We start from the raw sequence: 3,072 nt of genomic DNA, 5'->3' as shown, positions 1-3,072 counted from the left end.
GCCAGGACGGCATTCAAGCGACCAACAACAGGAGTAACTTGTACGTAAATAGATGCAAAACAGATATAATTACATACAAAACCTTACAGTTCATAGCCTTCACATCACCGCGAGCAGATGCCCTGACTTAACCTTACAGTCAAGACGCCAGACTCTAGGTCAAACGAGTCGACGCTCGCGGATTTATGATGCAACTTCCGGTCACAGTTTCGCGACCAGATGTCGCGTCGGGGGAGTTGCAGATGACCATCACAACCCACGATATCGCGCTCCAGAATGCCGGTGCAGCGACGCTGGCCGCCGGTATCGCCACCTTCGGCCAGGTGTTCCAACGCGGCGAGATCCCCTCCGGCGCATCGCTCGTGGCGAAGGACGGCGCGACCAGCGTGCCGATCCAGATGGATGTGAAGACCCGCTACGAGGACGGGTCCGTGAAGATGGCGGTGCTGGCCGTGCAGCGCCCGGCGCTGGCAGCCGGCGAAACCTTCGACCTGGTGCTGTCCAAGGGCCCGGCGGCGGCGGCCCCGGCGGCGCTGGACCTCGCCAAGGGCCTGGCCGGCCATTCCTTCGTGGTGCAGGCCGGCGCCACCAAGATCGACGTGATCTCCGCGCTGAACGCCGCGCTGAAGGATGGCTCGGCCAGCTTCTGGCAGAAGGGCGCGCTGGCGACGGAGGCGCGGGTCGAGATCGACCTTCCCGGTTCGCAGCGCATGCTGTTCGACGTGACCGTCTTCAAGGGCGGCGGCTTCTCGGTGGAAGCGCAGTTCAACAACGACGGTGCCATGGGGGCCACCGGCGGCCGCGTCAGCACGCCGCTGACCGTGACCATGGACGGCAAGGTGCTGACCAGCACCACGCTGAACCAGGCGCAGTACCAGAACTGGCACGAGAGCTATTCCAACGGCGTCGACGGCGGCCAGGGTACCGGCAAGCCCTCCGCGGGCTGGTTGAACATCGTGCACGACATCGCCCACCTGCAGGATGCCGGTGCGGTCGCCAACTACGACCTCGGCATCAAGATCGACGCCAACATCCTGGCGAACTACGCGAAGACGACAGCCGACGCCGGCTGGGACGCGCCGCTCGCCGGCAATGGCGTGACCAAGTACATGCCGATGACCGGCGGGCGCGACGACATCGGCATCACGACCGAGCCGAACACCGCCTGGCTGATCAGCCAGGACGCCCGCGCCGCTGGCTACGCGCTGGGCCAGGCCGAGGCCGCGTCGTCCATCCCCTGGCATTTCTGGGACACGGCGAACGACACTTGGCTGAACACCGACAACTATCCGAAGCTCTGGGTCGATGGTCGCGGCGGCAAGGGAACGCCGGGCGACGCCAATTCCGGTGGCCTGACCCAGCAGCAGAGCGGCGACACTGGCTGGACGCTCGACATCTCCCACCAGCCGAACCTGTCCTACGTGCCCTACATCATGACCGGCGAACGCTGGATGCTGGACAATCTGCAGGCGCAGGCCGCGTGGAACGTCATGAACATCTGGCCGGCCATGCGCAACAACGGCAGCGACCTGCTGGTGCAGGAAAACCAGGTCCGCGGCGCCGCCTGGGCGCTGCGCGAGGTGGACCAGGCGGCACTGACCAGCCCGGACGGCAGCAAGGAGAAGGCGTTCTTCCAATCCGTCTCGGACGCCAACTACAAGTGGATGGTCTCCAAGATTCCGGAATGGACGGCGGCGCAGGGCGAGGCGCATGGCTGGATCCCCGGCATCTACGGCTATGCCGGCGTGCTGCCGCCCTGGCAGCAGGACTACTTCGCCTCCACCGTCATCGCCGCGGCGCGCAACGGCAATGCGGATGCGCGCACCCTGCTCGACTGGCAGTCCAACTTCCTCGTCGGCCGATTCCACGCGGAGGATGAAGGCTTCGAGATGCGCGACGGCGCAGCCTACCTGATCGCCATCAGCGACAAGTCCACCGGCCGCATCTACAAGACGTGGGAGGAGATCGGCGCGAAGACCGTCTCCAACAACCTCAGCAACGGCGACACCACCTGGTCCAAGACCCAGGGCGACTATGGCCAGCTGGCGCTGGCGACCCTGTCCGGCATCTACGAGCTGACCGGCAACCCGGCCGCCAAATCAGCCTATGAGACGCTGATCAAGGAAGCCCCGCCGCTGACCAGCGCCGCGACCTTCGCCAAGGACCCGACCTATGCGCTGGCCGCGCCGGGCACGAGCCCGACGCAGCAGGTGCCGGTGGTGGTGGCCCCGCCCGCCCCGGCCCCCGCCCCGGTCACGCCGCCGCCGGTGGTGGTCGCCCCGCCCGCGCCCACGCCCACGCCCGCCAAGACGGAGGCGCTGGCCGTGAAGCTCGGCGCCGACTCCTGGCAGGGCAATCCCATCGCCGTGGTGAAGGTGGATGGGCGGGAGGTGTTCCGCGGGGAAATCTCGACGCCGCATGCCAAGGGCGGCCAGGTGGTGCAGCTCGGCAACCATGCCGCGGATGTCGATCACGTGATCACGGTGCAGTTCACCAACGACGCCTGGGGCGGCACCGCGACGACCGACCGCAACCTGTATGTCGAGGCCGTGCTGGTCGATGGCGTCGCGACCGGCCAGAAGCAGGCGCTGCTGAGTGCGGGGACGGCGACGTTCAAGCTGGCGGGGGAGCCGGCGCCCACGCCGGTCCCGGTCCCCACACCGGCCCCGACACCGGCCCCGACACCGGCCCCGGTGCCGGCACCTGCACCCACGCCCGCGCCAGCACCGGTGAAGCTGGACGTGTTGAAGATCGGCATCGCGCAGGACGCCTGGCAGGGTGATGCGCGCTACACCATCACGCTGGACGGCAAGCAGATGGGCGGCGAGCGCGTCGCGAAGGCCTCCGCCGCCAAGGGCGAGATGGACATCATCACGTTGACGGGCGACTTCAACGACAAGGTGCACAAGCTGGGCGTCACCTTCCTGAACGACCTCTGGGGCGGCACCGCGAAGACCGACCGCAACCTGTATGTCGAGAAGCTGATCCTCAACGACATCGACCTGAAGAAGTCGTCCGACCTGCTGATCAACGGCACCGCCAAGTTCGAGTTCAAGGCGGCCGCCGCACCCG

1 protein-coding gene is annotated in these 3,072 nt (G+C 66.8%); it reads left to right on the top strand.

The genetic code is table 11. The features are described from left to right. Positions 1-242: 242 nt before the first annotated feature. A partial coding sequence (locus ACFHPP_RS30715) for a carbohydrate-binding domain-containing protein (RefSeq protein ID WP_437167027.1) occupies positions 243-3,072 on the top strand: 2,830 nt, incomplete at its 3' end.

This window comes from Falsiroseomonas sp. E2-1-a20, assembly GCF_051433195.1.
Classification (GTDB): domain Bacteria; phylum Pseudomonadota; class Alphaproteobacteria; order Acetobacterales; family Acetobacteraceae; genus Falsiroseomonas.
The sequence above is the reverse complement of the archived record's forward strand: the minus strand, read 5'-3'. Positions and strand labels throughout refer to the sequence as shown.